Genomic DNA, 25,013 nt, shown 5'->3' with positions numbered 1-25,013 from the left:
TTGATGGTTTTCTTTTATATTCGGCCACATCATACATACTTGCTCTAGAGTATGCATGTGATTATGCATGTGGACATGTATGAAGATTATTGCAGCTCAGAGCCATTATTAAAGGTTCATGCATGATCTGTCATATATGAAAAAGGCCCTTCATGCATGTGGACCATGCATGAAGGGCTTTCCATGTATGAGCATCATCTGCGCACCAGTCGATAGCGTTGCCGCCGGGAGCGTGCCGGCTCAGTGAACTCGATCAACTCCCGGTCCCGCAGTTCCGCCAGGGTCGGGTTGAGCTGCCCCAGGGAGAGGGCGGTCAGCTCACTGATCTCCACCCGGGACATCGGATCCCTGGCATCCCGGAGGACCTCGAGCACCAGATTGTCCTTCTCATCCTGACTGAGCCGCCGGGACCCACCCTGGGCGGCGGGAGAGGGCTCCGCAGCCGGTGCCGGTGCTTCTTCCTCGGGGGTATCCACCGGAAATTTTTCTGCTGCCGCAGTCATCATCGGTGCGTCCAACGCTTTTTCCACACCGGGTGCCGGATTGCCGTCCACGGCGAGGCGGTAGACCGTAGCGCGGGGTTCCCCGGCAAGGGTGTCCCGGGGCAGGGCGTCGATAAGCACCAGACCCTGATTGAGCAGTTCCTGAAGCTCCCGGCGCGCAGTGCTCGCATCCACCCGGAACTCCCGGCGGTAGGAGCGGTCGCTGATGGTCTCACCCTCCCGCATCGCCACCAGGGCATGGCGCTGTGCGGCGCTGAGGGTTTCGCTCCCGGGCAGGCCACGCAGCCAGTCCAGGTCGGCAGCGGAAAGCCTGGGCATCGTGGGCAGCAGGGTCTGGAAGCGGGTCACCCCGTCAAGGAAGCGGGGTCCGGGCAGGCCGGCCTCGGCCAGGCTGCGGCGCATCTGGGTGACACCCAGGGAGGGGGAGCCGATCACCGGGTGGCCGGCCTCCGAGGTGATGGTGGCACACATCCGGTAGAGGATGGGATTACGGGTCCGGGCGGCAGCGTTGCCCAGCTGGCTGACGGTGAGCCCCCAGAGTCCGCCGGGGCTGCTCACACTCAACCCGCCGGGGGTCCATGTCACCTGGATGAAGAGGGAACGGGAGGGGGTGGAGAGGTCGCGGTGCACCAGGGCGTTGGAGATGGCCTCCCGAACCGCCTCGGCCGGCAGTTCCGGGGGTTTCTGGGTGGCGACCCAGGCCAGGGTCTGGTCCAGCAGGTCCGGTACCGGGCCGTTGAACTCCCGGGGATTGATCAGGGGGGTGCCCTGGCGCGGGTTCTCCTCGGGCAGGGCGTGGGTCTTCACCGTCAGGGTGGGCAGGAACTGCTGGGGGTGTACCCCGAAGGCGTAGAGGGCTGCCAGCGTGGGGTTACCCGTCTCCCCATCGAGGACATTGGTGCGGATCAGCTGCTGTTCGCGGCCCAGGGACCGGATCCGGGGGCTGTTCTCCAGCTCTGCGGCCAGGTAGCGGTCCACGAGTTCGGCGACCAGGTCACGCTCCAGCTCCGCACCCCGGACGGGTTCGCGTTCATGGGTGGGAATCCCCTGCTGGTGCTGCAGTGCCTGCACCTCATTCTCGGAGAGCTCATAATTACCTTCCCCGCCCCGGATGTGGACCGCCCCGTTCCTGGTGGTGCGGAAGGGTCGCAGGTCCGAGGGCTGGGGCGGGATGAGGCAGCTGACCACCACTTTTCCCTCCACCTCCGCCAGTTCGATATCGCCGAGCTGGACGGTGGGGGAGATCTTTTTCTGGGCGGTGAAGTTCAGCCCCTCCTGGGCGGCCCGGATATCCCAGACCCCCACTGCTTCGCAGGTGGCATCATCGGCCCGCACACCCAGAATGAGGATTCCGCCTTCAGGCATATTGGCGAACGCAGAGATCGTCTCATCAAGGTTTTCGGGTAGGCCGGTTGCGGCGGGGTGGAGTGCGATGTGGGGGTTGTCGGTGCCGGTCTCGCGAATCAGAGCGATGATCTCTGGGACATCAATGATGCTCATAGCGGAAGTGTACTTCAGCTCTCACCAGGTATGAATGAAAGAGCAGGTCAAGGGTGCGTGGAAGGTGCGTTGAGCAGGGGTTAGGGTAGAAAAGTTTTTTCCCTAGCAGAAAGTATGCATGAGGGGTTAATGGGGTGACCCTCCCTGGGTTTCTCGAACACCACCTCAGGAAAACTTCCATGAATGTGGCTTTCCTGGTGGGGCATTGTTCCCCGACCCGCAACCCCCGTCGCATTGATAGGCTGGGGAGGCGCGTTTGTTTCCCAGCCCGGAACTGAATCGAAGTAGAGGTGCCCACCATGGCGACCATCATTGAAACCAAGTCCGTTGCCCTGCTTGAAGCCGCCCTGGCCGCCGAGAACGGCCGTCAGGCCAAGCTGTTGGCCAAGGACGGACCGCTGCGGCAGACCGTGATCGCGCTCCGCGCCGGGGTGACCCTGGCCGAGCACAACTCCCCGCCGGCCGCCTCGGTCTTCCTGCTCAAGGGCAGGGTGAAGATCTCCGGCCAGGAGGAGGCGATCGTCGAGGAGGGTGAGCTGGAGATCCTCACCCACTTCCGTCACTCCGTGGAGGCCCTGGAGGACTCGGTCTTCCTGCTCACCACCGTCACCAGCCTGGAGGGGACGGACAGTCACTCCGAGGAGCGCTGAGCCTTAACCGCCTGGGCGATGGCCCTGGCGAAGGGGCCGACCCCGAGAATGGTGCCGGAACCGACACCATTCCAATCCCCGTAGCCGAGCAGGTGCATACCGGGGTGTTTCGGCACTCTGCCCTCCAGCACCTCGCGCAGGTGCCCCAGGGCGGGGTCGAAGCCGGTGCACCAGATCAGGTGATCGGTCTCAACCTCATCCACACTCTCAAACATCGGGGTGGCCTTGAGCCTGCCGGAGTCACGGGCCTGCCTCACTGCGGGCACCATGACGATCCGCCCGGGGTTTGCCTCCTCTAACGGAGCCGTCTCGCCGCGTTGGGCGGCCAGGGCCCGGGCGGAGTAGCGGCGGAAGAGTTCGCGCCCGTCCACCTCATCGGGCATCCACTGCGGCTGCCCACGGGTGTACCAGGTGACCTCGGCGACCTCACTGAGCTCGGCGGCGATCTGCGCGCCGGAGTTTGCGCCCCCCACGACTGCCACCCGGGTGCCGCGGAAGGTCTCCGGGCCGGGGTAGTTGGCGGCGTGCCAGAAGGTGCCGGTCAGGCTGCCCGGGTAGGAGGGGGTGTGGGGTGCGGACCAGATGCCGGTGGCGGAGATCAGGTTCGGGGTGGTCCAGGTACGTTCCCCGGCGTGCACGGTGTAGATGCCCGCCTCCCAGCTCACCCGGTTGACGTTGACGGGGCGTTCAATGTTGAAGTCATAGCGCTGCTCATAGCGGCTGAGGTAGTCCACCACATGGCTGGCCGGGGGATACTCCGCCGCGGGGTGGGAGGGCATCGGCATGCCGGGCAGGCTGGAGAAGCTGGGGGTGGAGAAGAGCTGCAGGGTGGGCCAGTACTGTCGCCAGGCGCCACCCGGGGCCAGCTGGTTGTCCAGCAGGAGAAACTCCACCCCGGCGCGGCGCAGGTAGTAGGAGACGGCCAGGCCAGCCTGGCCACCGCCGATGATGATGGCCTCGTGGTGCGTGTTGTGTCCTGACATGACTTCCCCTCCACAATTGTTGACATATCAAGTATATGGTTTTTCGGGGGAAGCACAAACCCCGGCCCTCAGATTAGCTGCCGCTGAACATGCCCGGCGCGGCGCTAGGATCAGGGGGGATGCCTAGTGCCTGCCTTGAGGAGTCACCATGAACCACCCCGCCGATCTCGCGGAACTCCGCGCCAGGCGACTGATCGCCCAGGCCCTGGCACCCAGCGCAGCGCGGGAACCGATCCATACCGCGGTGCAGGCCGCCCGTCACATGCTGGCGGTGCAGGGCCAGAAATACCCGGCCGGGATCCAGGCCCTGGCACTGCGCGCCGGGGTAGATGCCGCAGTGGTGCACGCGGCCGTCGAAAAACGGGAGATCACCCGGGCCTGGCCGCAACGCGGCACCCTCCACTTCATGCCCACCGAAGACGCCACCTGGCTGATGCGGCTGGGCAGCCCCCGGGTGGCCCGCGCCCAGGCACAACGACGCCCCCAACTGGGCATCAGCCCGGAAGAATTCGAAACCGCCCGGGCCGCCCTGCACACCCGGCTGCGGGAACTCAAGGGCGAACCCCTGCCCCGCCCCCAGGCCTACGAGATCTTCGCCGCTGTCGGCATCGACCCCGGAGAAGGCCGCGGCCCCCACCTGATCCGGGCCCTCGGTGGGGAAGGGGAGGTGGTCCAGGGGCCGAAACAAGGCCGGGACGACACCTTCCTGCACATCGCAGACCTCCCCGTCCAGCCACGCGTACTAGAAGGGGAAGCCGCCCTCGCTGAACTGGGCACCCGCTACTTCCACGCCCACGGCCCCGCCACCATCCGGGACCTGGCCTGGTGGACCGGACTGAAGATCGCCGACGCCACCCGGGCCGCCCACCTCGCCCGCCAGGTGGTGGAGATCGAACTCAACGACACCACCTACCTCATGGGCTCCTGGCAGCTGGAGGTCAACGGCGCCGACATGGACCAGGCCCTCAAAACCGACTACCGGCTGCCCGCCTTCGATGAATACCTGCTCGGCTACGGCAGCAGCCGCGAAGAGATCCTGCCCGCCGACATCGCCCCGGAAGTACTCACCAAGAACGGCATCAGCTGGGACTTCCACGTCGTGGCCGGGGTGGTCACGGGGCGCGCCGGGTAGCCAGGCGGGCGTTGGCCCGGGGGATCGCCGCCGCGATCAGGGAGGCGGAGGTCGGGGCCGGGCCTTCCGGGGTCTGGGCGGACAGGGCTGCCGCCAGGGAATGAATGCTCACCCCGGTCACCGCCTCCTCATAGCCGGAGAATAATTCCGCTGCCTCAAGATCCGGGTAGCGTTCCCTGACCCGGGGCCGCTCCGCCTCATGCTGGGCCATCAGGGCACCGAGGATCCCGGAGAGCACATCCCCGGAACCGGCGGTCGCCCCCCAGGAGGAACCGGCATCCACCACCTGGATCCGGTCCCCGGCAGCGATGACGGTGCGCCGCCCCTTGAGCAGCACCCCGCAGCCCAGTTCCCCGGCCAGGGCATGGGTGGCCCGCAGGCGGTCCTCATCCGGGTCGGGGATCAGCGCTTCTCCGGTGTTTTCAGCGTTCAGGCTCTCGGCCAGACGCCGGAACTCCCCGGCGTGCGGGGTGAGCAGGGTGCGGGCCTGGCGGGTGGCACGCTCCCGGAGCAGGGCGCGCAACTGTGAATTCCGGGCCAGCAGGGTGAGGGCATCAGCATCAATGAGCAGGGCCTCATCCCGCTGTAGGAGCTCTGCCAGCTCCGCCTGGGCCACCTCATCAGTTCCCCGACCGGGGCCCACCACCCAGGCCTGCACCTTGCCCGCGCTGCTGATATCTGGGTGGGCCACCACCTCCGGCAAGGCGCGGATCACCTCGGCCGCACCCTCCCCGATATAACGGACCATGGAAGAGGTGGCCCGGACTGCACCCCTGGCACTCAACACCCCTGCCCCGCGGTAATCCCGGGAGCCGGCACAGATGGCGACCACCCCACCGCTGTACTTGTCCGCCTCTGCCGCCGGCTCGGTGGCTAACCCGAGGGTTCCTGAACCGACCTGCTGGAACTCAAAGTCTGCGGCGGTGGACCAGTCGAAACGCTGCTGCTCCGGGGCCCAGGCGCGGCTGAGCTGAACCTGGTGGCCCCGGTCCTCGATGAGGGCGTCGAAAAGCGCCCGGCTGAAGGAAGCTGACCACCCTTCGGAAGGCAGCTCCAGGTCCGCCATGATCACCTCCCCGCAGTCATGGGCCACCGCATGTGCGTGGCGCAGCCCACCGAAGGTGATGGTGACATCGGCACGCACATGGGAGGGCACCACCTGGGTGCGCAGCTGTGCCTCTGAATCCCCGAAACCACGGGCCTGGACGGCCACCTTCTCCGGCAGCGCGCCGGTATCGGCGTTGATCCCGGAGGGAACATCCACGGCCAGGATCGGAATGCCCTGACTGCTGCAGTCATCAACCAGCTCGGCCACCTCCGGGGCGATCCCACCCCGGCCCCCGATCCCCAGGATGCCGTCGATGAAGAGACGGTACTCATGGGGCAGCGGCAACACCGGCAGCACCCTGCCCCCGGCCTCCCGGAAAGCCGCCAGGGCGGGGGCATGCGCCCTCCCATCCCTACCCAGCAGCAGCGCATCCACCCCGATGCCCTCCTCCGCGAGGAAGGCGCCGGCATAGAGGGCATCCCCACCATTACCGCCGGCACCGACCAGCAGCAGCACCCGACCCGACTCCGCGGTCAGGGGTTTGGGCGCGGCCAGCATGCCCCGGGCTGCGGCCGTCACCGCACGGGCGGCCTCCTGCATCAGCTGGTCGGGGAAGTTCTCCACCTCGAGAAGATGCTTCTCGGCCCGACGAACCTGGGCCACGGTGTACACGAACTGCAGGGGCATCTGGAAGCTCATGCCCGTCAGGCTAGCGCCATATACTCAGTGGCATGCTGAAATGTGCCGAACCCCGACGCATATGGGTGAGTCTCACCCTGCTGGCCTTCGCCCTCGTGGTGCTGGCCCTGACCACCCTGAAATCCTTCTTCAGCATCGGGTTGCTGTGGAAACCGGAGAACCAGAAGGTCCGCTCCCTGGAGCTGATCCCCCTCGAAGACATCTTCGCCGCCACCAGCTGGTTCGCCCCACTCTTCGACTACCTGGGCAACTTCGCCTTCTTTGTTCCCCTCGGTGCCCTGGCGGCCATCCTGCTCGGCCCCGGCAAACTGTGGCGGGTGGCGGGCATGGCGGCACTGTTCAGCCTGGCCATCGAACTCACCCAATTCTCCTTCGCCCTGGGGCGCACCGATATCGATGATCTGGTGTGCAACACCCTCGGCGGGCTCTTCGGTGCCTGGCTGGCGGGCCGGGGCGGAAAGCGCTGGCACACCCTGATCACCCTGCTCAGCGGCCTGGCGGTGCTGGTCTTCCTGGTGCTGGTGATCCTGGGCCCCACCCTGGGCGATCCCACGAAGGTTGTACCGGTGAACTAGCACGGTCGTATTAGTATGATCGTGCTGGTCCCGGCAGGGGGAGCGGCGGGGCCTATCCCTTCTGGCAGGTGGGGCACCAGAAGAGGTTGCGGCCCTCCATCACCTGCTCCCGGATCGGGGTGCCGCAGATATAACAGGGCTGCCCGGTACGCCGGTAGACATAAACCTCACCACCATGATCATCCTTCCGGGGATCCCGCCCCATCGCCTCCGGGGTGTGCTCGGGCCGCACCGTGTCGATCCGGGCGGCTTTCACCCCCTCCTTCATCAGACCCACCAGATCCGCCCAGATCGAGTCGAACTCATTGCGCCTGATCTTCTTCCCCTCCCGGAAAGGGGAGATCCCCAGCCGGAAGAGTGTTTCCGCCCGGTAGATATTGCCCACCCCGGCGAAAAGTTTCTGATCCATCAGCAATGAACCGACACTCCGCCCCGAACGCTGCACCTTCAGCCGGATCGGCTCTGGATCTGCATCATCCCGGATGGGATCCGCTCCCAGCTTGGCGACGGCCGCGCCACGCTCCGCCTCGGTGATCAGGCGACACCACTGGGGGCCCCGCAGATCAGCGGCCAGCTCCCCGTCACTGAGCCGCAAACGCACCTGGCCGCGGGGCGCAGCCTCCGGCTCAAATTGCAGGGTGCCGATCAGACCGAGATGGATGTAGACGATATGGGCCGGATCATCAGCATCGAATTCAATGAAGAGATGTTTGCCGAAAGCCTCCGCCACACCCATCTGTTCCCCATCCAGGCGGGCGGCTTCCGCCGCGAAACGCCCCTGAGGGGAACTGGCGTGCAGCCGCTGGCCGGCGAAGTGGGTGTTCAACTTGGCGGCAAGATGATGGATGACATGACCTTCAGGCATGGACATCAGTCTAATGAGCCGGGTTTGCGCTACCGAGGGGGTGGCTACACTCAGCACCAGTGAGGGCCTCACTATGTGGAGTGGGAAACCTATTTCCTTTCCGGAGGGTGGGGATGGGCATGAAGTACTGACCAAGGGGGCTGAGTTCCCTGAGGAAAGATTATTTCCCCGTACTGAATGAAGTCGAAGGCCAAAACCCAGAACAAGGGAACCCCACACCAGGACAGTCCCGGCAGTTATTCCCCGATCGAGGCCTTCACGGATTTCAGTGGTAAGGAGAGAGTGGCGATTGTTCCTCGGGGTTCATTGGGGGAAAACTGGATGGTGCCGCCATGACGCTGGGCGATGTGTTCCGAGATGATCAGCCCGATCCCGGAACCATCCTCCTTGGAGCTGAAGGCTCCTGCTGCTAGGCGTTCGGCGGGCACGGTGTCCATCCCCCGTCCTCGGTCCGCGATGGCGAGGCTGGTGATACCGCCGAACTCCCGCAGCGTGATGTCTAGTTTTTTGACCTCGGTTTCCGGGTGGGAGATCTCATCGATGGCGTTCATGCACAGGTTGATGATCACCTGCCCGATCAGCACGCTCTCTCCTTCCACCAATAGCTCCTCACCACCCAGGTCGACATGGAGTTCCACCCCGGCATCCTCGGCCCGCAAGCGCACGAAGTAGAGGGACTCCTCCACCGCGTCTGGCAGATTGAAGGTGGAGGTGGTGCTCTCGATGCGGCGCACATAACGTTTAGCCGAGGAAACGATATCGGAGGCCCGGTTGAGTTGTTTCTCCACCATTTCGATGCCATAGCGGACCATTTTCGGATCCAGCTGAGAGGAACTGATCCGGGTCTTGAGCCCACTGAGGTAGTTCAGGGAGGCAGCCAGCGGTTGGCCGAGGTCATGGGCCAAGATCATGGCCATGTCACCCATGGCGTTGTAACGGCTGAGGTATTGAAGCTGGGTCTGCTGGGCGGCTACCCGCTGCTCCGCCTCCACCCGATCGGTGATGTCCCTGACCATGAGCACCCGGTAATTGCTTCGGTCGATCCGAACATGTTCTAGATAGCTGGCCAACCAGCGGTAGCTATTGCCTGAGGTGCAGACTTTTAACCGGAAATTGATCTTGCCCTCCGGGCTTTCCATGGCCGCCTGCATTTCGGCTTCGGAGACCACCGGATTGGTGGTGCCGAGATCTGAAATGCTTTTCCCGATGATGGTGGAGGAGTTCTCCCCGAAAAGCCCGGCAGCGTAAGGGGAGGCCCGGGTCACCCGGTTAGCGGTGTCGAGTACCAGGATTCCGGAGGCAGTGTGAGAGATGATGCGCTCCAGGGATGTGGCTATCCAGTCCGGGCCTTTGGCGGGGTCCTCCTTTTCGTTGATCACCCGCATCGCCACCATGATTGCCTGTTGCCCCTGGAAGGGGATGAGGGTGGCATCAGCATCGGTCAGGAAATCAGTGCCATCAGCCGCCTGATACTTCCACTCTCGCCGGCTGGAACCGTAGAGCGCAGCGGAGTGCAACCAGGCCACACCATCTTCCCGACGGTAACGCTCATCTTGAGCGCTCATGTGGTGCGCTTTCAGGGCACGTAACTCATCGACGCTGTACTGGAAGAGGTTGCAGGCCTGTTGATTGGCCCAGAGGACACGCAGGGTGTCAATCTCATGGATCAGTATCCCGGCGTGGGAACTCTGGACCATCGCAAGAAGGTCTTCGGTGCTGGGGTTCATATCTCCATCCTAGATCCACGTAAAGACCAGGTGGATCGGTGATTTCATGCTCTCAACTAAAGAATTGCTTAGTCACCTGCCGGTTTTTCCTAATACCGGGACTGTGAAACGCGCCATAGCATCAGTTCTAAAGCAACCGGAGTCGCAGATATTGGAGATGGTCATGGCATTAGCAACCGAGAAAGGCAGACTCACCCTGGGTGATGTCGTTGCCGAACCCGCGGGCGCTGCCCGAGATGCGGCTTTCCAGCATGCACTCGAGGTGCTGCGCGAACGTCGCGATGAGTTCAATGCACAGGGTTATGTCCCCCGGGATTTCATCTCGCTGCTGAAGAAGGCGGGCATCTTCCGTGTCGCCATCCCAGAGCAGTTTGGTGGGGAGCCCCTCCCGCCGGCGCAGTTCATGAAGAAAGTCGAGCAGATCTCCGCTGTGGATCCGGCCACCGGCTGGGTTGCCAGCTTCGGTTCCGCTCCGGTCTACTTCGCGTCCCTTCCGGTGGAGACCCAGCGGGAGCTTTACTCCCGCAGCAAGGACATCGCTTTCGCGGCCGGCATGTTCCCTATGTTCGAGGCGGAGAAGGTGGAGGGTGGTTACATCTGTTCCGGTGAGTGGCAGTTCGCCAGCGGCTGTAAGGGTGCGGACCTGCTGGGCATCGGTCTCAAGGGGGGCCCCGAGACGAACGGTAAACCCTTGACTGGCCTAGTCGACCGCAGTCAGGTTGAGATCATCGAAAATTGGGATGTCAGTGGCATGAAGGCCACCGGTTCCCACAATGTCCGGGCCACCAAGGTCTTCATTCCGGAGGAGCTCACCTTTATCCGGGGTGGAGAACCGAAAATCGATGAACCGCTTACCCGCTACCCGGTGCTGCCCTACGCGGCTCAGGTACTCGCCGTGGTCGCTCTGGGTGCAGCTCGAGGGGCCCTGGATTACATCACTGAGGTTGGTGCTGCGAATACTTCGGTCACCGGTGGACCAGCCAAAGGTAATCGCCCGGCTTACAAGACCGGCCTGGCTAAGGCGGAGGCTGACCTGCGTTCCGCCCAGGGCTTTTTCTACGGTACAACCGAGGAGGTCTGGGCCAAGGCGGTCGCTGGTGAAGAGATCACCGATAAGGACAAGGCGATGCTGCGATTGGCCGCCACCCAGGCCGCGCATGTTGGCCGGGATGTGGTTCTGGCCGCCTACAACGTGGTAGGAACCGGTGCGATGTTCTCGACGCATCCAATACAGCGCTATGTGCGGGACGGTCTGATCCCGGCCCAGCACGCCATGCTGCAGGAGTTCACCTTTGAGGCCGCCGGGGCAGTGATGCTGAACCTGGACCCGGGTATCCCTAGTTTCCCCTGATCAAAATCCCCAGTTATCACCCATATATAAGGAGCTCTTTTCGTGTCACAAGAATCATTGCGCACCCTCTTTTGCGTCGGCAACAACCAGAACTTCTTTGATCTGCCTAAATCGGAGATCGGACCGGTGTGGGTAGCCACCCAGGAATTCCTGACCAGCCTGCGGGACATGGAGGGGGTTGAGGTCATCGGCACTTTTGATGACGACTCTCACATGGTCGGTCCCTCTGACGGCTGGCCCTGGACTTTCTATGTGCTCGCGGACGTCAAAGACCAGACGACCGTGAAAGCTGTCTGCAACCTGCTGCGCACCATCATGGTCGGGGAGTACGCACTATGGCGCTACTTCAAGATCGAGGCGCGCATGGGTCGGGAACTTGTCATCCGCGATGATGTTGCACTCTGAGCGCCCCCAACCAACACAGCTTCTTAAATCACGCACCCCCACTGACTTGAAGGAAGAACAATGACCACCACACAGGAACCCACGAGCGGATTCGCCAGTCTGGTTGAGAATGATCGGATCGCCGGTCGGCTTTACACTGATCCGGAGATCTTCAAGGAAGAGATGGAGAAGATCTTCTACAAGACCTGGGTCTGGGTAGCTCACGAGAGTGAAATCCCGGAGGCAGGCTCCTTCAAGACCACCCAGGTCGGTGACCAGCCGGTGATCGTCAACCGAGATCGTAAGGGAAACTTCAACACCCTGCTCAACCGTTGCCGCCACCGGGGTGCCACCGTCTGTGACCAGCGCAAGGGTAAGGCCAACGGTTTCACCTGCCCCTACCACAACTGGTCCTACACCCTGGATGGTCGCCTGCGAGGTGTCCCTTACCCGGATGGTTACGAAGGCATCCTCAACAAAGAGGACTTCCCGCTGCAGAAACTGCGCACCGAGTCCTACTTGGGCATGATCTTTGCGACCTTCAATGAGGACGCCCCGCCGTTGGAGGATCACCTGGGTGATGCCAAGATCTGGATGGAGCGTTTCTTCAAGCAGGCCAACGGTTACCCCACCAAGGTGATCGGCGTCCACAAGTTCCGTTTCAAGGGAAATTGGAAGATCCAGCTGGAGAACACCACCGACGGTTACCACTTCCCGATGGTGCACAAGTCCTGGATGGCTTCCGTCGACTCCGAGACCGCCGACATGATGTCCTTCATGGATGACCCCGCAGCTGAAACCCATGCCCTGGGCAACGGCCACAGTGTCGGCATCATGGCAACCGCCCACCTGGACCTCGACATTGATGACGGCACCGAGGAGATCCAGCCCCGTTTCCAGCACATCGTCGATCAGCTCGAAGCGGAGGGTGAGTCTCCGGAGCGGATCCGCCGTTTCATGCGCTCCATGCACGGCTGTGGCTTCAACCTGAACTTCTTCCCGAATATTGCGATGTCATCCTCCTTCTTTCGCGTATTGATCCCGATCTCGGTGAATGAGACCGAGATCTGGCACATGGCACTCGGTATGGAGGGCGGGCCGGAGATCATTAACCAGGAGCGCCTCCGTATCCATGAACACTTCCAGGGGCCCTTCGGTTTCGGCAGCCCGGATGATGCCGAAGGCTGGGACCGTGTTCAGATCGGAGCCGGCGGTAACCCCAACATGCCGATCATGATCAACCGCGGCCTCAATCGCGAATACAAGTCCGAGGAAAACTGGCAGACCTCCCACGTCACCGATGAAACCGGTATGCGTGAGGCTTACTACATGTGGAAGAAGATGATGAGCGATGACTGAACTGCATAACTTCAATGACCCGCGCGTGCTGCGTGCGATTGAACTGGTGTGGCAGGAAGCCACCCTCCTCGACGAGAAGAACTACCCGGCTTGGGAGGAGCTCTTCACTGACGAGGGTATGTATGTGATCCCGATCGATGCGGAGACCACCGACTACGCCTCATCCCTGAACATGGTCTACGACGATAAGCGCATGCGTCGTCTCCGTGTGGAACGCATGATGCAGGGTTATGCCCCCTCCGCCGTGGCGGCGGCCCGCACAGTCCGGGTGATCTCCCGTTTCACCGTCACAGAGGTCAACGACCACCAGGTGGTGCTGCGTTCTGCCCAGTTGCTCTCTGCCTTCAAACGCAATGAATTCCAGACCATCGGTGCGGAATTGACCCACACCATTGCCCTGGCTGATTCCGGTGACAAGATCACGGAGAAGGTCGCCCGTCTCCTCAACAGTGAAGACGCGGTCAACGCCGCCGGCTTCCTGATCTAGGGAAAGGACAGCAGATGGCAGAGAATACGCAGCACCCCGGCGTTGCCGTAGTCACGGGCGCCGCTGGTGGCATGGGCCAGTTCATCGTCCGACAGCTACATGCCGAGGGCAACAAGGTTTACCTGGCCGATATCGACATTGATAAAGCCGCGGACCTGGCGGCCGAGCTTTCCCCGGATGGTTCCACTGCCCGGGCGATTCATCTGGACGTCGCTAAGCGACAGTCTTTCGTGGATGCCTTGGCTGAGATCACCGCAGCCTGGGGGACCCCGACCATCCTGGTCAATAATGCCGCGGTGACCAAGGCCGCGGATCTGATGACGCTGGATGAGGTTGAGTTCAACCGCATCCTGAGCATCAACGTCGACAGCATTTTCTTCGGCTGCCAGGTCATCGGTGCCGCCATGGCGGAACAGGGTTATGGGCGGATCATCAACATGGCTTCCCTCGCAGGACAGAACGGTGGAACCGCCACCGGTGGGCACTATGCAGCTTCCAAGGGTGCGATCCTGACCACGACCAAGGTGTTCGCCCGGGAGCTGGCCGGAAAGGGAGTGACTGTCAATGCCATTTCCCCCGGCCCGCATGATCTGCCGATCGTGCACCAGACGGTTCCGGCAGAGAAACTGGACTCGGTCATCGCCGGCATCCCGGTGCAGCGACTGGGAAATCCGGCTTTCATCGCCAAAACGGTTTCGCTGCTGGCAGATGAAGACGCAGCCTTCGTTACCGGTGCCTGCTGGGACATCAACGGTGGACTCTACGTCCGCTGACCGCCATTGAAAGACAAATAGGAAAGGGGAGCGCAGACATGTCTCTCATCGACGTCGTGGTCTCGGACATCGTCCAGGAGACCCCCACCATCAAGTCCTTCTACCTCTCGCTGCCGGATGGCACCCCCATCGGTCATTACTCACCCGGCGCCCACATTGATGTGGTGGGTCCGACCTCCCTGACCCGCCAGTACTCGCTCTGCGGCCGGCCAGACGGTGACAATGCCTATCTCTTTGCAGTGAAGCGGGAGGAAGTTGGTCGTGGTGGTTCTGAAGCACTCCACGACCTGCAGGTGGGCGACCAACTGAAGATTTCCGCTCCCCGAAACCTGTTGCAGATGGATGAGAGTGCTTCCCACCATGTGCTGATCGCCGGTGGTATCGGCATTACCCCGATGCTCAGTTTGGCCCGCTACATGGATGTCCGCGATATCCCCTTTGATCTGCATTACTACGCCCGCAGTGAGGAGGAGGCGGCCTTCCTTCCGCTGCTCACCGAGAAGTGCCCGGACAAGCTCCACGCCCATCTCGGTGTGGACCGTGACACCCAGCGGAAGAATCTGGACAAGATGGTTCAGTCCGTCCCGGAGGGCACCCACCTTTATGTGTGTGGCCCAGCGCCCTTCATGGACCAAGTGCGTGAGATCGCGGGGAAGAAGCTTCCAGAGGAGGCCATCCATTTCGAGAACTTCAAGCCCGCAGAGGCCGATGCGGACCAGATCAACACCGAATTCGATGTCGAACTCGATGGTGAAACCTATCATATCCCGGCGGAACGCAGCATCGTTGATGTGCTCAATGAGGCCGGTTGTGGCATCGACACCTCCTGCGAGGAGGGTATCTGCGGTACCTGCATCATGGAGGTGCTGGAAGGTACCCCGGAGCACCGCGACAGTGTGTTGACCAAGGCTGAGCGTGAGGCCGGAGAGACCATGGCCGTCTGTGTCTCCCGGACCAAGGGGACAAAGCTGGTACTCGAGTACTTCTAGCACACCTGGCGCATTTGGCTTCGCCGCCCCTACGACACCAGGTCGTGGGGGCGGCTCTGATTCTTGTCCGGGTTGTTCGCCACTTATCGACACCAGGTCCTCAAAAAACCCCGCCGTGGCGGGGCTGGACAGGACCATGAGGGTGGCTCAGGGCACCTCTACGTCATAACGCAGCAGATCCCGCACCAGGGTGCCGATGCTCTCCGCATCAGTCTTGGTCTTGATCCGGGTGCGGTGCACATCCACCGTCTTCACGCTCATACTGAGTCGACGGCTGATGTTCTGACTGGGTAGCCCCTCAATAACCAGGCGAAGCACCTCACGTTCCCGAGGGGTCAGCAGCGCCAGTTTCTCCGCTAGTTCCTGCTGCTGGACATGGGCAAGGAAACGCTGGGAGGCCTTCTCCACGCCGAGTTGCACAGCATCGATGAGCCGCTGCGGATCATAGGGCTTCTCCAGGAAATCCTGGGCGCCCGCCTTCATCGTGGCTACCGACATGTTGATGTCTCCATGGGCGGAGACGAAGATGATGGAGACATGTGGGGCGATCTCATTGAGCTTCTCCTGGAGGCGGGTACCGCTCATCCGGGGCATGCGGACATCGAGCACCAGGCAGGCTGGACGCTTCGGGTCGAACTGCGCCAGGAACTCATCCGCGCTGTTGGCGATGGAACAGGTGATGTCGGCGCTGCCCAGTAACCAGGACACGGACTCACACAGCTCCGGATCATCGTCAACAACATAGACGATGGGGGAGAACTGTTCTTCAGGCTGAGTCATGACGCTTCCATTCCGGAGACGAAAGAGGGACGAGGGGATACTCACTCTAACTCAGTCCCAGGTGGCATCAGCGGTCCAGTAATTCATGCCAAAGGCACTGACCTGATGCTTCCACTCACTGGTGCGACGCAGCTGGGGCTCCTCCTTGCGGACAGACTCATCGGCGGCTTCGGGGCCATCGGCTTCCACTGTCCAATGCACCCAGTTCACCTCACGGCCCAGCTCATCATGGACGAAGAGGTCCACATGATGCCAGCCGTAGTTGAAGGTGTCTTCGTAGCAGGTCAAAAAAGTTCGGGCGTGGTTGACGGGGCGGGGTTTGATTACCATGTCAGATCCTTCAGGGTGGGGTTGGAGGTGGTTTGGGAGAAGGAGGGGACCCTGCGCAGCAGACCCTCAAGGCGACGACCCAGGTTCAGCAGTCGTTTCTCCGAACCCGGCAAGCCGACCAGCTGAACCCCCAGCGGCAGACCCGAGGTGGTCTTCGCGCCGGGGACAATGACCACTGGAAGACCCAGCAGCTGCCAGGCGCGGCTGAGATCCGGGGAGCCGGTGCCCTGGGAACACTCCGGAGCGGGACCCGCTGCGGCTGGGCCGGCGATCACACCGGAATCGCCCAGCAGACGTTCCAGGGAACGTCGGGAAATATCGCGGCGGATCAGGGCCTCCCGGTAGGAGAGCTCATCGACCTCGGCACCACCGGACAGCAGTTCCTGTAGTTGGGGGCTGAGTTCGTCGCGGTGCTCCCGGAAGGTGTCGGCCATGGTGCGGGAGGCTTCGTAGCCCATGATGATGCGGTGGTCATCGACCAGAGTATTAATATGATCGGACCAGTCCAAGGGGTGATATCCCAGCCCGAGATCAGCGGCCAAGCGAGGCAGTTCCGCCAGCAGGCTGTTCATCTGCGGTGCCATGGGCAGCAGGTCGGAACCGTCCCAGAGGTGAAGAGTTACATCCTCGACCTTCGGTTCAGGCCGGTACTCCAGTTCGGTGAAGGCGGAGTAGACATAGTCCAGATCATCGATGTTGCGGGTCAGCAGTCCCAGGGAATCCAGGGTCTCACTCAGGCCGGAAATCCCGGCCATGGAGGTAGACCCAGTGGCCAGCACCATGCCGGCCGCCCCGCAGAAGGACGCGGGGCGGGTGAGAGACCCGGCAGTCTGGGTGCCAAGGGTGAGGGCGATGGTGTTGGCCCCGACTGCGGCCGCCGAACCACTGGAGGAGCCACCTGGAGTGTGCTGATGATTCCAGGGATTCACCGTGGGCCCCGGATTGAAATAACCGAATTCGGTGGTCACCGTCTTGCCCTGGATGACTGCCCCCAATTCTCGGAAACGGGTGACACAGGCAGCATCCGTTTTGGCCGGGGTGGCAGGGGTGACGGGGGAGCCACAGCGGGTGGGCAGACCGGCCACGTCAATGATGTCCTTGATCCCCACCGAGATGCCCCGCAGTGGCAGGGTATTGCGTGTGGAACTACTTTCCGAAGCGGTAGGGGTGGCCTCCCTCACCTCGGTGTCGAGATCATTGAAGGCGACCCAGGCCTTAAGTTTTGCCTCGTAGCGGAGGATATCGGTGCGAACCGTGGCGGCGAGTGCGGACTCCGAGGTGGTGCCGCTATTCACCGCCGCCACCTGCTCGCTGATTAATTTGTTCCGGTTGGGCGGGGTCATCGGGGTCTCCTGCTGGGTGATGGATCATGCCGGAAGGGGCTGCCTGTCCCGGCGATTCTGTGACTGAGGTTACGGGAGTGCATCGGGCTAGGAAACAATCTTCGACTAAAGGTTTCCCCCCTAGCTGTGTAAGGCGAATCACAGTTACCTTTTTGGCACATCAACAGTGAGGAACCGGCCGAAGCGCCGGGGATCGGAGCAGAAATGACGGTTACTAATTCCCCGGTGCGGGGGCTCCAGCCGGAGGAAGCCGCACGCATCAACCGGAACCGACATCGGCCCACCACCCGTGCCTGGGTCATTGTCGGCCTGCTGGTCGTTTTCCAGATCATCGCTTTCGCGGATAAGGCCGTGTTGGGGCTCGTAGCCCCACACGCCATGTCGGAGCTCGGGTTGAGTGCCACGGAATTCGGTTTCATCGGCAGTGCCTTCTTCTTCCTTTATTCCATCGTGTCCGTACTGACGGGCATCCTGGCCTCGAAGATCTCAGTCCGCTGGATCATCCTGGCCATGGGTGTGGTCTGGGCGGTCATGCAGTTCCCCATGCTGCTCGGCGGTGGTGCTGCCATCCTGCTGGCCACCCGCATCATCCTCGGTGGTGCTGAGGGCCCAGCCACGGCGATGTCACTGACTTCTGCCCACACCTGGTTCCACCCCTCGCGTCGGGCCCTGCCCTCCAACCTGGTGGCCATCGGTTCCACCCTGGGCCCCGTCATAGCGGCCCCTTTCATCGCCTGGGTGATTGGCGCCTGGGGTTGGCGTTGGGCCTTCGGCGCTCTGGGTATCCTCGGCTTGATCTGGGTGGTCACCTGGGTGCTTTTCGGTGGTGACGGTCCTTACAAGGCGGGTGGCTCCAAGTCCGCCACCTCCACGGAGAACGCTGAGTCGCTCGCGACTGGCGATAAGAACGTGGTTCCGGCTGTCGTGGAGACCGACCTAGTCGATGCCCAGAAGCCGGTTAATATCTGGCGAGCCCTGTTTAGCCTCGCTTTCATTGCGGCTCTCTTCGGTGCCGCCTCAAACTTCTGGGTTCAGGGTTTCCTGACCACCTGGCTGCCGCAGTACCTGGGTACCGTGGTCGGGCTCTCCCTGCCGCAGGTGGGGCTTGTCACCACCTTCCCCTGGATCCTTGGCGCTCTGGTACTGCTCGGTCTCGGTGCCCTCGGCCACCGCATGATGCAGCGGGGCAAGAGTGCCCACCTCGCGATTGCGGTTCCCTTCGGGTTGTCCACCGCCGTGGCTGGTGTGGCTTTCCTGCTGACCCCCATCGTGCCCAGTTCCCTGACCGTGGTGCTGTTGTCCATCGCCGGTGGTTGCAGTCTGGTCTTCCCGATGGCCGCCTCTGCGATCGGTTATGCAGTCGGCCCGAAACAGCGTCCGATCATGATGGCCACCCTGGGTGGCTTCGGTGCCATCGGTGCCATCATTTCCCCCATCCTGGTCGGTTGGATGATGACGACTGCCGGTTATGTGGCACCCGCCAAGGGTGTTGCCCCCAGTGCTGAGATGGTCTCGTCCATGGCCGGTGGAGTGCACTCCGCTTTCCTGATCACCGGCATCTTCCTACTGGTTGCCGGACTGGCTTCGGCCCTGCTGCTCCGCCCGGAGAAGCTGGGCCGCAAGCTCCAGGCCAAGCATCTGAACCCGGAACCCCGCCCCGCAGCAGTCACCACCAGTTAACCCACCAGGCCTTGAACTAAAACCCGGAAATCCCCCGGCCAGTATTGAAAGCAGGTTGATCCGCCATGAGCGTCAGCATTCCCGACACCTTTGACCCAAAGATATTCCGCGAAGTCATGGGCCATTATCCCACCGGTGTGGCTGTGGTCACCGGCCGCAGCCCGGAGGGTGAGATCCTGGCACTTGTGGTCGGTACCTTCGCTTCCGTCTCCCTGGATCCACCGCTGGTCTCCTTCATGCCGATGAAGACCTCCCGCACTTTCCAGAAGCTGCGCACCTGCAGTTCCCTGTGCATCAATATTTTCGGTGGGGAGCAGCAGGCCGAAATGCTGGCCATCGCCCAGCGTTGGGAGAACAAGCTCGACGGCATTGAGTGGTACCCCTCCCCCTCCGGGGACCCGGTGCTGCGCAACTCCATCGCCTGGGTTGACACCACCATCGCTGATGTTGTCGAGGCCGGCGACCACTGGATCGTGCTCTGTGCGGTCTCCGACCTGCAGGTGACCAATTCGGTGCCCCCACTGCTCTTCTTCCAGGGTGGCTACGGTAGCTTCGCAGGCCTGGAGTCTGGATCACGCATGAGCCATGAGATCCTCCCGGCGATCCACGCCGCCCACAATGCCAGCGACCAGCTGCGCGACCTGGCCCATTCAATTGGATGTGAAGTCTCGGTCTTTGCCGCAGTCAGTGATGATGAGATGGCGACGGTGTTCTCGGAACTTTCCGCGGACGCCACCCGCGAAGGCGGTCTGGCGAGCCGTTTTCCCCTGGTCCCGCCAATCGGGGACAGTTACTTCTTCGACAAGTCCCCGGAGTTACAGCAGCGGTGGATGAATAAGCTGAAGAACCCCTCCGAGGAGCTGCAGGAACGACACCGCCGCCGTCTGGAATTCATGCGGGAGCAGGGCTACCTCCTGGCTTTCCTACCGGAGGAGGGCTCTGCCGCCTATGAGCAGATGATTCGCGCCACCCAGGAATACAAGAAGATCAGCCTCACCCCGATTGAGGAACGCAGCATCAGGGAAACCATCGGTTCCACCCCCGTCAATTATGAACCGAGAGAAGTTGTAGACAACGAAACCTATGACATCGGATCCATCGTCTTCCCGGTGAAGGATCCCTCCGGCCAGTACACCATGACCCTGCGCCTGGCCCAGCTCCCCGGTGGGGTTCCCGGCGCGAAGATCCGGGAGTGGGTGTCCCGCTCGAAGGCGGTCATCCAGGACATCGAACGTGCCGAGCGCAACCACTAGAACAGAAAGATAGAGAGCATGACTGAAGAACTGATCTCCAAGTTGGCAAAGCGGATTGACGTCCTGGAGGCGGAGGCTGATATCCGCCGCATCCAGGCCCGCTACATGTACCTCTGCGACACTCCCTGCCCGGTTTACCCACCGGTGAGCGACCAGGAACGTATCGAGTTGATCCTGGACCTGTACACCGAGGACGCGGTCTGGGAGGGTGTCGGCGAATACTACACCGGCCAGTTCGGCCGCGCGGAGGGTAAGGATGACATCCGGGCTCACTTCAACCGTTTCTGGCCTGAAGATCAGGAGCCGAAGCTGCTGCTTAACGCCCACTACCTCACTTCGGAGCAGATCTTCGTGGATGGGGATGAGGCCACCGGTCTGTGGATCCACATGCAGCCCTGGCTCTTCTCCGACGGAAAGTCACTGCTGCGCTCCAGCCGTCTGAACAATGCTTTCCGCCGTGAAAACGGGGAGTGGAAAATCACCCGCACCCGTACCGAAAATGTGTTCATCGCCCCGCTGCCGAATAATTTCGCCGAGAGCTTCCCCGGTACCTCGGTACTGCTGAAGTAGCCCCGAATCATCCCGGACTTCCGGGGCAGTGCTTTGCGACGCCCCGCTGCCCCCCCTGGGGGCGTCGCAAAACACCCCGGGGCCTGCATCCGGAGCGGCCCCTTTCCCGGAACCCCGGGGTGACGGGTAAAGTCGTGGGGCGTCATCCATGCCACCGAAGAAGGGCTTATTCTGATGCCGCACCGCACCGGATTTGATCGTGAACGTTATATCGAAATGCAATCGCGGCAGATCCAGGAGCGACGCAAATCCATCGGCGGCAAACTGTACCTGGAGATGGGCGGCAAACTCTTCGACGATATGCACGCCTCCCGGGTTCTGCCCGGTTTCACCCCGGACAATAAGATCGCGATGCTGGAGCAGCTCAAGGACGAGCTGGAGATCCTGGTGTGCATCAACGCCAAGGACCTGGAACGCCAGAAGGTCCGCGCCGACCTCGGCATCCCCTATGAAGAGGATGCGCTCCGCCTGATCGACATCTTCCGGGAACGGGGCTTTTTGGTGGAGAACGTCGTCCTCACCCAGTTCGAGGATGACAACACCATGGCCCGGGTCTTCATGGAACGCCTGGAACGTCTCGGCCTGAAGGTCGCCCGCCACCACGTGATCCCCGGCTACCCGAGCGATACCCGCCGGATTGTCTCCGAAGAGGGTTTCGGCCGTAATGACTACAGCGAAACCAGCCGGGACCTGATCGTGGTCACCGCGCCGGGGCCTGGGTCCGGCAAGCTCGCCACCTGTCTGTCACAGGTGTACCACGATTTCAAGAAGGGTGTTAGAGCTGGTTACGCCAAGTTCGAGACCTTCCCGATCTGGAATCTGCCCCTGGAACACCCCGTGAACCTGGCCTATGAGGCCGCCACCGTGGACCTTGATGACATCAATGTCATCGACCCCTTCCACCTGGCGGCCTATGGCGAACAGGTCACCAGCTACAACCGGGATGTGGAGGTCTTCCCCCTGCTGAAGACCCTGCTGGAGAAGCTCAACGGCAGTTCTCCCTATAAATCGCCCACCGACATGGGGGTGAACATGGTCGGTTACTGCATCTCCGATGACCAGGCCTGCCGGGACGCCGCCAACCAGGAGATCATCCGCCGCTACTACAAGGCACTGGTGGAGGAGCGGCGCGATGAACTTGATGACACCCTCTCCCAGCGGGTGGCCATGGTGATGAGCAAGGCCGGCACCTCCATCGAGGAGCGCCGCGTGGTGGCCCCCGCCCTGCAGGTGGAGGCGGAGAGTGGTGTCCCGGCCTCAGCCCTGGAGCTGGCTGATGGGACCATCATCACCGGCAAAACCTCGGAGCTGCTGGGCTGCTCCGCCGCGATGCTCCTCAACGCCCTGAAGCACCTGGCCGGCATCGACCGGGACATCGACCTGCTCTCCCCCTCCTCCATCGAGCCGATCCAGACCCTCAAGACCGAGCACCTGGGCTCCCGCAACCCCCGCCTGCACACCGATGAGGTGCTCATCGCCCTCTCGGTCTCCGGGGCCTCCAGCCAGGACGCCCGCTCCGCGCTGCGGGAGCTGAAGAACCTGCAGTCCTGCGATGCCCACACCACCACCATCCTGGGTTCGGTGGATGAGGGCATCTTCCGAAATCTGGGCATCCTGGTCACCTCGGAGCCGAAGTACCAGCGCAAGGCCCTCTACCGGAAGCGCTGACCCCTCTCCCCGGCGTGGGTGAATAAAACCCTCTGAGCAGCGCAGATGCCTTTCCCTTGGGAAGATTAGACTGGGTTGGGCCCCGCGAACTAGGCTGAATTTGTGGCCATCAGCAAGATTCTCCTCTATTACAAGTTCACTCCCATCGCAGACCCGAAAGCCGTGATGCTCTGGCAACGTGACCTCTGCGAGGGTCTCGGCCTCCGAGGCCGGATCCTCATCTCGGAACACGGCATCAACGGCACTGTCGGCGGTGATATCGACGCCTGCAAGAAGTACCTCCGCAAGACAAAGGACTACCCGGGTTTCCATGACATGGAGTTCAAGTGGTCCGAGGGTGGGGCAGAAGACTTCCCCAAGCTCAGCGTGAAGGTCCGCGATGAGATCGTCGCCTTCGGTGTCCCCGGGGAACTGAAGGTGGATGATCAGGGAGTCGTCGGCGGCGGCGTGCACCTCAAACCTGAAGAGGTCAATGAGCTGGTGGAGAAGCATGGCGATGAGGTTGTGTTCTTCGACGGCCGCAACGCCATGGAAGCCGAGATCGGCCGGTTCCGGGATGCCGTGGTCCCTGATGTGGAGACCACCCATGACTTCATCGCCGAGATCGAGTCCGGAAAATATGATGACCTCAAGGACAAACCGGTGGTCACCTACTGCACCGGTGGCATCCGCTGTGAGGTCCTGAGTTCCCTGATGATCAACCGGGGGTTCAAGGAGGTCTACCAGATCGACGGTGGCATCGTCCGCTACGGCGAGAAATACGGCAACAAGGGCCTGTGGGAAGGCTCCCTCTATGTCTTCGACAAGCGCATGCACATGGAGTTCGGTGAGGATTATAAGCGCGTGGGGCACTGCATCCACTGCGGTGACCCGAGCAATAAATTCGAGCATTGCGTCAATGAGGACACCTGCCGTGAGCTGGTGCTGATGTGCCCGGACTGTCATGGCAGCGTGGCCTCCCGGCACTGCGGTCGGGAAGACTGCCGACAGGTGGCGGCTGAGCTGGCCGCCGCCGAAGCCCGCTAGGACAAGCAACCCAACTAGTACAGCTGGATGAGAAAAATGAGCCGCCCCTCCCTGATCTTGCAGGAAGGGGTGGCTCATTTTTCTCAGGGGCAGCTCCGAGCTTAGAAGAGCAGGTTACCGCCACCATCCATGATGGCGAGCGGCAGCACGGAGGTCATCCACAGCATGTTCATGGGCAGCAGGAACCAGAAGGCCGCCATCCAGGGCCACCAGCGCAGGTGCTGGTTCAGCTTCCGGACCATGATGATGGCGCAGCCCAGCAGGGTGAGGGCCGCATAGGCGCTGGTGAACACCGGCCAAGCGATCCGGGTGAACTCGGTGCAGATCCAGGTTGCCTCCCCCGCCTCACAGTAGGGGCCGCCGATCATCCGGCTGAGGAGCAGCAGGAGGAAGCCGCCCAGCAGCAGCGTGACAATGGCGCCGATGGCGTAGAAGAGAGCCTGGCGACCGGACTGCCGGTTTCTCTCCCGGATCAGCACCGGGTCCGGTTGGCCGGCCAGGTCCTCCACGGTGCTGGGGCCGGGCATGGGTCGGTTGGTGTAGTCATAATCCGTCACCAGGTCATTTTCGGGATGACCATAAGGCTTCTGTTTCTTGGCGCCGGAACTGTCGGGGGAGTCCGATTTACTCATGTGTGGACCACCACCTTTCTTGAGTTCTCACTCTAGTACGCGCACCTTAACGGGGACGCAGAGTGATCTCGGTGGGATGGGCATCACCGGGGGTTTCCAGGGCGTTGAGGATCGTCTCCGCCACGGTGCCGGGACTGAGGAAACTCTCCGGCTCCCAGGCCTGCCCCAGTTCGCCGACGATACGACGCTGCATTTCGGTGGCGATCCGACCGGGGTACACCGAGGTGACCCGGATCTCGGGGTTTTCCCCACGCAATCCATCGCACCAGGCCCGGGCGGCGAATTTGCTGGCCGAGTAGAGGGTCCACTCCGGGCGGGTGTGCTGCCCGGCCCCGGAGTTGATGTAGATGACATGTCCGCGGGCGGCTTTGAGTGCCGGCAGCAGCCGGTTGCTGAGGTCCACCGGGGCGTGCAGGTTGACAGCCATGGTTTCCTCCCACACCTCCCGCCCGAAGTGCTGGGTGGGGCCGACGGGGGCGACCCCTGCGCAGTGGATCAGGGCGTCGAGACGCTCCGGCATCTCCAGGGGTGGCAGGGGGCGGGTGAAGTCCGCCTGCCACCAGGTGGCGGCCGCGGTGCCTGGGCTGCTGCGGTACTGGGCGGTCACCCGCCAGCCGCGGGCCAGCAGCCGGGCCACAATCTCCCGGCCGACACCTCCGCTGGCTCCGGTGACGAAGGCGTGTGGGGTGATGGACATGGTGGGACC

General features: G+C 62.4%; 24 protein-coding genes. 14 read left to right on the top strand and 10 right to left on the bottom strand.

The annotated features are described in order from the left end of the window. Positions 1–194 precede the first annotated feature (194 nt). The gene (locus COCCU_RS13655; RefSeq protein ID WP_156232312.1) at positions 195–2,003 is read right to left on the bottom strand and encodes an RNA-binding domain-containing protein; all 1,809 of its coding nucleotides are present in this window, start codon (positions 2,001–2,003) and stop codon (positions 195–197) included. A gap of 299 nt (positions 2,004–2,302) precedes the next feature. Between COCCU_RS13655 and COCCU_RS13650 the strand changes: the two genes are divergently transcribed. Continuing rightward, entirely contained in the window at positions 2,303–2,653 is a 351-nt protein-coding gene (locus COCCU_RS13650; protein ID WP_156232310.1) for a cupin domain-containing protein, read from the top strand. Here the strand turns inward: COCCU_RS13650 and COCCU_RS13645 are convergent. Continuing rightward, the gene (locus COCCU_RS13645) at positions 2,635–3,636 is read right to left on the bottom strand and encodes an NAD(P)-binding domain-containing protein (protein ID WP_156232308.1); all 1,002 of its coding nucleotides are present in this window, start codon (positions 3,634–3,636) and stop codon (positions 2,635–2,637) included. The two genes, COCCU_RS13650 and COCCU_RS13645, sit on opposite strands and share 19 nt — an antisense overlap. Before the next feature lie 148 nt (positions 3,637–3,784). Here COCCU_RS13645 and COCCU_RS13640 point away from each other — a divergent pair, with 148 nt between their 5' ends. Then, positions 3,785–4,768, top strand: a complete 984-nt coding sequence (locus COCCU_RS13640; RefSeq protein WP_156232306.1) for a DNA glycosylase AlkZ-like family protein — start codon at positions 3,785–3,787, stop codon at positions 4,766–4,768. On the opposite strand, the gene COCCU_RS13635 is transcribed toward COCCU_RS13640, so the two are convergent. Next, on the bottom strand, positions 4,749–6,515 hold the full coding sequence (locus tag COCCU_RS13635) for a bifunctional ADP-dependent NAD(P)H-hydrate dehydratase/NAD(P)H-hydrate epimerase (RefSeq protein WP_407924146.1): 1,767 nt from the start codon (positions 6,513–6,515) through the stop codon (positions 4,749–4,751). The two genes, COCCU_RS13640 and COCCU_RS13635, sit on opposite strands and share 20 nt — an antisense overlap. Before the next feature lie 32 nt (positions 6,516–6,547). Here COCCU_RS13635 and COCCU_RS13630 point away from each other — a divergent pair, with 32 nt between their 5' ends. Further along, positions 6,548–7,090 carry a VanZ family protein gene (locus tag COCCU_RS13630; protein ID WP_156232304.1) on the top strand — a complete coding sequence of 181 codons (543 nt, stop codon included), beginning with the start codon at positions 6,548–6,550 and terminating at the stop codon, positions 7,088–7,090. Positions 7,091–7,142: 52 nt separating this feature from the next. On the opposite strand, the gene COCCU_RS13625 is transcribed toward COCCU_RS13630, so the two are convergent. Beyond that, a complete protein-coding gene (locus COCCU_RS13625) occupies positions 7,143–7,955 on the bottom strand; it encodes an Fpg/Nei family DNA glycosylase (protein WP_197088376.1) in 813 nt (270 codons plus the stop codon). Positions 7,956–8,191: 236 nt separating this feature from the next. After that, a complete protein-coding gene (locus COCCU_RS13620) occupies positions 8,192–9,682 on the bottom strand; it encodes a PAS domain-containing sensor histidine kinase (protein ID WP_197088375.1) in 1,491 nt (496 codons plus the stop codon). Positions 9,683–9,845: 163 nt separating this feature from the next. On the opposite strand from COCCU_RS13620, the gene COCCU_RS13615 reads away from it, so the two are divergent. Genes COCCU_RS13615 through COCCU_RS13590 form a run of 6 tightly spaced genes read left to right on the top strand, consistent with a single transcriptional unit; the run spans position 9,846 to position 15,025 of the window. After that, complete coding sequence (locus COCCU_RS13615; RefSeq protein ID WP_156232300.1) at positions 9,846–11,033, top strand: acyl-CoA dehydrogenase family protein; 1,188 nt, start codon at positions 9,846–9,848, stop codon at positions 11,031–11,033. Between the two features lie 42 nt (positions 11,034–11,075). Beyond that, positions 11,076–11,438 carry a hypothetical protein gene (locus COCCU_RS13610; protein WP_156232298.1) on the top strand — a complete coding sequence of 121 codons (363 nt, stop codon included), beginning with the start codon at positions 11,076–11,078 and terminating at the stop codon, positions 11,436–11,438. Positions 11,439–11,498: 60 nt separating this feature from the next. Further along, a complete protein-coding gene (locus COCCU_RS13605; protein ID WP_156232296.1) occupies positions 11,499–12,776 on the top strand; it encodes an aromatic ring-hydroxylating oxygenase subunit alpha in 1,278 nt (425 codons plus the stop codon). Further along, positions 12,769–13,263: an aromatic-ring-hydroxylating dioxygenase subunit beta gene (locus COCCU_RS13600; RefSeq protein WP_156232294.1), complete on the top strand. Its 495-nt coding sequence runs from the start codon at positions 12,769–12,771 to the stop codon at positions 13,261–13,263. The genes COCCU_RS13605 and COCCU_RS13600 overlap by 8 nt, the downstream gene beginning before the upstream one ends. 14 nt (positions 13,264–13,277) lie before the next feature. Further along, complete coding sequence (locus COCCU_RS13595; RefSeq protein ID WP_156232292.1) at positions 13,278–14,036, top strand: SDR family NAD(P)-dependent oxidoreductase; 759 nt, start codon at positions 13,278–13,280, stop codon at positions 14,034–14,036. A 38-nt stretch (positions 14,037–14,074) separates the two neighbouring features. After that, the gene (locus COCCU_RS13590; protein ID WP_156232290.1) at positions 14,075–15,025 is read left to right on the top strand and encodes a PDR/VanB family oxidoreductase; all 951 of its coding nucleotides are present in this window, start codon (positions 14,075–14,077) and stop codon (positions 15,023–15,025) included. 147 nt (positions 15,026–15,172) lie between these two features. Here the strand turns inward: COCCU_RS13590 and COCCU_RS13585 are convergent, their stop codons facing one another. The 3 genes from COCCU_RS13585 to COCCU_RS13575 are packed head-to-tail and all read right to left on the bottom strand — an operon-like array spanning position 15,173 to position 17,478. Then, positions 15,173–15,805: a response regulator transcription factor gene (locus COCCU_RS13585; RefSeq protein ID WP_156232288.1), complete on the bottom strand. Its 633-nt coding sequence runs from the start codon at positions 15,803–15,805 to the stop codon at positions 15,173–15,175. 51 nt (positions 15,806–15,856) lie between these two features. Then, complete coding sequence (locus COCCU_RS13580; protein WP_156232286.1) at positions 15,857–16,135, bottom strand: hypothetical protein; 279 nt, start codon at positions 16,133–16,135, stop codon at positions 15,857–15,859. Then, positions 16,129–17,478 (bottom strand): amidase, encoded by a 1,350-nt coding sequence (locus COCCU_RS13575; RefSeq protein ID WP_156232284.1) that lies wholly within the window; start codon positions 17,476–17,478, stop codon positions 16,129–16,131. Before COCCU_RS13575 ends, COCCU_RS13580 begins: the two co-directional genes overlap by 7 nt. 204 nt (positions 17,479–17,682) lie before the next feature. Between COCCU_RS13575 and COCCU_RS13570 the strand changes: the two genes are divergently transcribed. The 5 genes from COCCU_RS13570 to trhO all read left to right on the top strand — a co-directional run bounded on the left by COCCU_RS13570 (position 17,683) and on the right by trhO (position 23,675). Beyond that, positions 17,683–19,158, top strand: a complete 1,476-nt coding sequence (locus tag COCCU_RS13570; protein ID WP_156232282.1) for an MFS transporter — start codon at positions 17,683–17,685, stop codon at positions 19,156–19,158. Positions 19,159–19,223: 65 nt separating this feature from the next. After that, on the top strand, positions 19,224–20,411 hold the full coding sequence (locus tag COCCU_RS13565) for a flavin reductase family protein (RefSeq protein WP_231598795.1): 1,188 nt from the start codon (positions 19,224–19,226) through the stop codon (positions 20,409–20,411). Positions 20,412–20,429: 18 nt separating this feature from the next. Further along, entirely contained in the window at positions 20,430–20,981 is a 552-nt protein-coding gene (locus tag COCCU_RS13560; protein WP_156232280.1) for a nuclear transport factor 2 family protein, read from the top strand. Positions 20,982–21,155: 174 nt separating this feature from the next. Next, a complete protein-coding gene (locus COCCU_RS13555; protein WP_156232278.1) occupies positions 21,156–22,649 on the top strand; it encodes a DUF1846 domain-containing protein in 1,494 nt (497 codons plus the stop codon). 102 nt (positions 22,650–22,751) lie between these two features. Next, the gene (gene trhO, locus COCCU_RS13550) at positions 22,752–23,675 is read left to right on the top strand and encodes an oxygen-dependent tRNA uridine(34) hydroxylase TrhO (protein ID WP_156232276.1); all 924 of its coding nucleotides are present in this window, start codon (positions 22,752–22,754) and stop codon (positions 23,673–23,675) included. A gap of 101 nt (positions 23,676–23,776) precedes the next feature. Here the strand turns inward: trhO and COCCU_RS13545 are convergent, their stop codons facing one another. Further along, a complete protein-coding gene (locus COCCU_RS13545) occupies positions 23,777–24,307 on the bottom strand; it encodes a hypothetical protein (RefSeq protein ID WP_156232274.1) in 531 nt (176 codons plus the stop codon). A 46-nt stretch (positions 24,308–24,353) separates the two neighbouring features. Beyond that, positions 24,354–25,004, bottom strand: coding sequence for an SDR family oxidoreductase (locus COCCU_RS13540; RefSeq protein WP_407924145.1), 651 nt, complete (start codon positions 25,002–25,004; stop codon positions 24,354–24,356). Positions 25,005–25,013 lie beyond the last annotated feature (9 nt).

Origin of the sequence: Corynebacterium occultum (assembly GCF_009734425.1) — a bacterium.
Lineage (GTDB): Bacteria > Actinomycetota > Actinomycetes > Mycobacteriales > Mycobacteriaceae > Corynebacterium > Corynebacterium occultum.
This window is presented reverse-complemented; position numbering and strand designations above follow the sequence as displayed.